A 6,049-nucleotide genomic window follows, 5' to 3' on the forward strand; every position below is an offset into this window, starting at 1 on the left:
ACCATCGCCAGATGCTCCCTGCCCGCACCGGATTCGTGCAGGTAGCGGTTGACGTGCAGGGCGAACCCGGCGGGGGCGAACATGCCGAGCTGCACATCCCATGCCTTGTCCCGGTTGAACGACTCCCACTCCCCCAGCAGGTCCCGCTGGGCGGTCTCGCGCAACTTGTCCGCGCCGATCACCAGGGCCACGTCCACCGCGCCGGAGGCGATCGCGTACAGCGCGTTGCGCACCGCGTCGTTGCCGGTGGCGCAGGAGTTCTCGATGTGGGTCACCGGCAGCTCGGGCAGGCCGAGCGCGTCGGCGAGCACCCCGGCGGGGAAACCGTCGGTGGTGCCCATGGCCCCGAACCAGGCCGCCTCCAGGTCGGCGATCGGGAAACCCTTGTCCACCGAGGCCGCGCAGTCGGCGAAGGCCATCGGCAGCAGATCCTTGATGCCCAGTGCGAAATGCTCTGCGAACGGGGTCATTCCCGCGCCGACGACAGCGACTCGCCTCATGACGCCTCCGTCTCCGGTTCGAACGCGTATCCGTAGTCGGGCACCCCGGCACGCACCGCCACCCGGCGCAGCACCATCCGACCTCGGTCGCCGATGCCGACCGTGCCCGGGTCGGCGCCGGTGACCCTGGCCAGCGCCCGCACGCCCACCTCGTCCAGTTCCACCAGGACCAGCGAGTACGGGGTCTTCAATCCCGGCACCGGGATGCGCACCGTGGTGGTGGTGTGGACGGTGCCGGTGCGCGGCAGCGGCACCAGTGTGTAGCCGGTGCTGAGCGTGCCGTCGGCGGCGAGGCGGTAGCGCGGCGGGAAGTCCAGCTCGTCGCTGCCCGCGTGCCGTCCCGCCTCCCAGCGGACCTTGGCCTCGAACGCGCGGTCGTAGGCGGCCAGCGAGATCGGCAGGTCGGCGGCGGGCAGGCACTCGCCCTCGGGCAGCGGCCGCGCGGACGGCTCCACCCGGCGCACCGCCACCGGCCCCGGCGTCACCGAGATCCCGGACAGATTCGCCTGTTCCACACCGACCAGCAGTCCGGGCGCGCCCCATTCGGCCATCGATGCCAGCGCGAACAGTCCCGCGCTCGCGCCGAGCGTCGGCAGCCGAGGCGGCTCTCCGCGGCACAACCCGGCCGCCTGTTTCTCGTCCACGCCCGCCACCGCGACCGGAGTGTCCACCCAGGCGGCCGACAGCGAGGCCACCAGGCCGCGTTCGCGCAGCAGCCGAGGGTCGCCGTAGTCGTGCACCGCGCCGACGGCGTTGCGGGTGCGGGCGGGCAGGCTGCGGGTCACCCTGGCCGCGGTGCGGATCTGGGTGCCGCCCCGATCGCCGACGTAGGCCGCGGCCGCCCCGGCCGGGTCGGTGTCCACGCCGATCACGAGGGTGCGCGGGCGCGCCGAACTCAGCGCGTCGAGCGCGGCGGGCGCGCCACCGAGCCGTTCGATCACCTCCAGCTCGGGATCGAGCCCGAGTCCGGCCAGCAGGACGGCGGCATTGCTGCTGTCCATGAGCGGCAGGTCCCGGCTGACCAGCACCACCCGCTCCACCGGTTCACCGGCCTCGACCGCCGAGCGGCCCGCCTGCACCGCGAGGGTGACCGCGTCCTCGTCGTCGCCGAGCACCCGCCTGCGTGTGCTGCCCCAGCAGGGCAGATAGGTTCCGATCGAGATCACGCACGGCACGGCCTGCCTCCTGTCCTCGTTCCCGACTTCGTTCCCCGTTCTCGCGGCCATGGCCCCTCAGCCGACCACCTCGGCCAGCGTCTTGGTCTCCAGGAACTCCTCGAGCCCGGCGCGCCCCATCTCCCGGCCGATACCGGACTGCTTGTAGCCGCCGAACGGCGCGTCGGGGTGGAAGTAGTTGCCACCGTTGATGCTGAAGGTGCCGGTGCGGATACGGCGGGCCACCGACCTGGCGCGTTCGGCGTCGGCGCCGAACACTCCGCCGGAGAGTCCGTAGACGGAGTTGCCGGCGATGCGCACCGCGTCGTCGACATCGTCGTAGGGGATCATCGCCAGCACCGGCCCGAAGACCTCCTCCTGCGCGATCTCGCTGTCGGGGTCGACATTCGCCAGCAGGGTGGGGGTGTAGAAGAAGCCGGGGTCGATCTTCTCGCCGCCGGTGATCAGGGTCGCCCCGTCGGCGACGGCCCGGCGCACCAGCGCGTCCACCTTGTCGCGCTGCCGCTCGCTGATGAGCGGGCCCATGTAGGTCTTCGGGTGCGCCGGATCACCGTGCGAGACATGGGCGAAGTTCGCCGCCACCAGCGCGGCGATCTGGTCGTGGTCGGCGCGCGGCACCAACAGCCTGGTGGTCAGCGCGCAACCCTGCCCGGCGTGGGTGACCACACTGAAGGCCGCGAACTGCGCGGAGGTCCGGTAGTCGGCGTCGTCGAGCAGGATCAGCGCGGATTTGCCGCCGAGTTCGAGGAAGACTCTCTTCATGGTCTGCGCGGCGGCCGCCATGATCTGCTTGCCGACCGCCGTGGACCCGGTGAACGACACCACGTCCACGTCGGGATGGGTGGTCATCCGCTTGCCCACCTCGACATCCGAGGAGGCGAGCACGTTCACCACCCCGGGCGGGATGTCGGTGTGCTCGGCGAGGATCTCGCCCAGCGCGAGCGTGCACAGCGGGGTGTCGGGCGCGCCTTTGAGCACCACCGTACAGCCCGCCGCGAGCGCGGGGGCGAGCTTGGCCAGGGCCAGCTGGTGCGGGTAGTTGTAGGCCGAGATGGCCGCGACCACGCCCGCGGCTTCCTTCTCCACCCAGCGCCGGTGCTGCTGCCCGCGGATCTCCACCGGACCGAGATCCTCGCTCCAGTCGTAGTTCTCGAGCAGCTCGGCGTAGTAGCGGACGATCTCGATGGGCGTCTCCAGCTGATTGCCGTGGGTGAGCATCCTGGTCGCGCCGACCTCGGCGATGGTCAGCTCGCGCAGGTCATCCACGTTGTCACGCAGGGCACGGTGGAGCTGGTGCAGGCAACGGGTTCGCAGCGCGTGATCGCGCGACCATCCGGTCTGGTCGAAGGCCCGCCGCGCCGCGGCGACGGCCGTATCCGCCTCGGCGACACCGGCGTCCGGCGCGTACCCGTACACCTCGCCGGTGGCCGGGTTCAGCGAGGCCAGCGTGGCTTCGGTGTCGATCAGCTTGCCGTCGATCAGCAGCCGCCGCGTCACGGCCTGCGCGTGTTCCTGCGTCGACATCCCGTCTCCTCGCTTGTGGAAATTACATTCTCTGTTTCAGAGAATGATACCTTCACCCATGGCAGCGGACATCGTCAATCCTCGAACCGGACAGTCCACGCCGGCCGGACCGCGCCGGACGCCTTGCATCCCGCGAACCGATGAGAGTACGGTTCTCCTAGATCGCATACTGTATTCTTGCGAGCTCGGGAGCCGGCTGCGGTCGGCCGGAGAGGGGAATCCGCCGTGAAAACCACACTGGTCACCGGGGGCGCGTCCGGCATCGGACTCGGCATCGCCCGCCGCCTGCGCGGCGACGGATATCACGTCGCCACACTGGATCTCGTGCCGCCCGCCGAGGACGAGTTCGCCTATCGGGCGGACGTCTGCGACCCGGAGCAGGTCACCGCCGCGCTGGAACAGGTGCGCGCCGCGCTCGGCCCGGTGACCGTGCTGGTCAACGCGGCGGGGGTGGACGGCTTCAAGCGCTTCACCAATATCGACTACACGGAGTGGCGCCGGGTGATCGACGTCAATCTCGACGGGGTCTTCCACACCGTGCAGGCGGTGCTGCCGGACATGCTGGCCGCCGAATGGGGGCGCATCGTCAACATCTCCTCGTCGAGCACGCACTCCGGCCAGCCGTTCATGTCGCACTACGTGGCGGCCAAATCCGCCGTCAACGGGCTCACCAAATCCCTCGCCCTGGAACTCGGCCCGTCGGGCATCACGGTGAACGCCATTCCGCCGGGATTCATCGACACACCGATGCTGCGGCGCTCCGAACAGGCCCGCAAACTCGGCGGCTCGGTGGAGGACCACATCAAGCGCACCCCGGTGCGGCGCATCGGCACCCCCGAGGACATCGCGGCCGCGTGCGCCTTCCTCGTCTCCGAGGAGGCCGGCTACATCACCGGACAGATCCTCGGCGTCAACGGCGGACGCAACACCTGAGCAGCCCGCCGTCACATTCCGTCCGAACAGGGGTGCGCGAAATGTCCCGTGCCGACGACCACCGGCCACCCGGCAGACCGCTGCCGCAACTGTCGCCGGACACCGAGTTCTTCTGGACCTCCGGCGCCGACGGGCGACTGCGCATGCAGTGCTGTCACGCCTGCTCGGCGCTCATCCACCCGCCGCAGCCGGTCTGCCGCCACTGCCGCGGTCACGATCTCGGCGTCAGGGAGCTCTCCGGCCGGGCCACGCTCGCCGGCTTCACCGTCAACCACCGCTTCGCCCTGCCGGGGCTGCCGCCGCCCTATGTGGTGGCGCAGGTCGCCCCGATCGAGGACCCCCGGGTCCGGCTGACCACCAACATCGTCGACGCCGACCCGGACGAGCTGACGCTCGGCATGGCCGTCGAGGTGGTCTTCCAGCAGGAGCAGGACGTCTGGCTGCCGCTGTTCCGGCCCGCCGCCGACCAGTCCGGCTCTGCGGTCCTGCCGGTCGACGAGATCGCGCCCGAGCGGTTCGGCGAGCACGTGCGGCCGATGGTGCGCCGGCGCAAGTTCGAAGACGACGTCGCGTTGACCGGCATCGGCATGTCGCGGCTCGGCCGCAGGCTGATGGTCCCCCCGCTCGCGCTCACGGTGGAGGCGTGCGAACGGGCCGTCGCCGACGCCGGATTGACGATGGCCGACATCGACGGCCTGTCCTCCTATCCCGGCGGCGGCAATCTCGGCGGCTTCGGCGAGGGCGGCGTCGGCGCGCTGGAAGCCGCCCTCGGCCTACGGCCCACCTGGCACAGCGGCGGCATCGAGACCTTCGGCCCCGGCGGCTCCGTCATCGCCGCCATGCTCGCGGTCTCCGCCGGACTGGCACGGCACGTGCTGTGTTTCCGCACGCTGTGGGAGTCGACCTTCGCCGAGATGGTGAAGGCCGGGCGCAGCACGCCGTCCGGCGGGCGGACCACCAGCTGGATGCATCCCTTCGGCGCCATCTCGGCCGCGCACACGCTGGCCCAGAACGCGCAACGGCACTTCCACCGCTACGGCACCACCCGCGAGACCCTCGGCTGGATCGCGCTCAACCAGCGCGCCAACGCCGCCGTGAACCCCACCGCGATCTACCGTGACCCGCTGACCATGCGGGACTATCTCGACGCACGGCCGATCACCACCCCGTTCGGGCTCTACGACTGCGACGTGCCCTGCGACGGCGCCATCGCGGTGATCGTCTCCGCGGTCGACGCGGCCGCCGACCTCGCGCAGCCGCCGATCCTGGTGGAGGCCACGGGCACCCAGATCATCGAACGCATCGAGTGGGACCAGAGCACGCTCACCCACGAGCCACAGGTGCTCGGCCCGGCCGCGCACCTGTGGTCGCGCACCACCCTGCGCCCGGAGGACGTCGACGTGGCCGAACTCTACGACGGGTTCACCTTCAACTGCCTGTCCTGGATCGAGGCGCTCGGCTTCTGCAAGATCGGCGAGGCCAAGGATTTCCTCGACGGCGGGCACAATATCGCCCGCGACGGGCTGATCCCGGTCAACACCCACGGCGGCCAGCTCTCGCACGGCCGCACCCACGGCATGGGGCTGCTGCACGAGGCGATCGTGCAGTTGCGCGGCACGGCGGGTGAGCGGCAGGTGGCGGGCGCGCGGACCGCGGTGGTCTCCAGCGGCGGTCTCACCCCCGGCGGCGCCCTGTTGCTGCGCACCGCCTCCTGACCGTCCCGAACACGATGGGCTCACCATGACACTCTCCGACTCCGACCTGACCGGCACAGAAATCCCCGGCACAGCACCGTCCGGGACGGGGCACCGCCGGCCGGCCCGCGCGCGCGCCCGCCCGGCCCGGGGCCGGGTCGGCCCGGTGGACGGGCGGGCCGCGGGCGGCCCGGAGGCCCCGCGCCCCCCCCCCCCCGCCGGG

General features: G+C 71.3%; 5 protein-coding genes. 2 read left to right on the forward strand and 3 right to left on the reverse strand.

Annotated elements, in window-relative coordinates; genetic code table 11:
* The 3 genes from QH283_RS19910 to QH283_RS19920 form a co-directional block, all read right to left on the reverse strand.
* The coding region (locus QH283_RS19910) for a beta-ketoacyl synthase N-terminal-like domain-containing protein (protein WP_280504498.1) at positions 1-500 on the reverse strand (500 nt) is incomplete at its 3' end.
* A complete protein-coding gene (locus QH283_RS19915; protein ID WP_280504499.1) occupies positions 497-1,675 on the reverse strand; it encodes an OB-fold domain-containing protein in 1,179 nt (392 codons plus the stop codon). The genes QH283_RS19910 and QH283_RS19915, both read right to left, overlap by 4 nt.
* Before the next feature lie 57 nt (positions 1,676-1,732).
* A complete protein-coding gene (locus QH283_RS19920) occupies positions 1,733-3,199 on the reverse strand; it encodes an aldehyde dehydrogenase family protein (protein WP_280504500.1) in 1,467 nt (488 codons plus the stop codon).
* 225 nt (positions 3,200-3,424) lie between these two features.
* Here QH283_RS19920 and QH283_RS19925 point away from each other — a divergent pair, with 225 nt between their 5' ends.
* Positions 3,425-4,132, forward strand: coding sequence for an SDR family NAD(P)-dependent oxidoreductase (locus tag QH283_RS19925; protein WP_280504501.1), 708 nt, complete (start codon positions 3,425-3,427; stop codon positions 4,130-4,132).
* 41 nt (positions 4,133-4,173) lie between these two features.
* Positions 4,174-5,847: a thiolase C-terminal domain-containing protein gene (locus QH283_RS19930; RefSeq protein ID WP_280504502.1), complete on the forward strand. Its 1,674-nt coding sequence runs from the start codon at positions 4,174-4,176 to the stop codon at positions 5,845-5,847.
* Positions 5,848-6,049: the final 202 nt, after the last annotated feature.

The organism is Nocardia farcinica, assembly GCF_029867845.1.
GTDB lineage: Bacteria > Actinomycetota > Actinomycetes > Mycobacteriales > Mycobacteriaceae > Nocardia > Nocardia farcinica_A.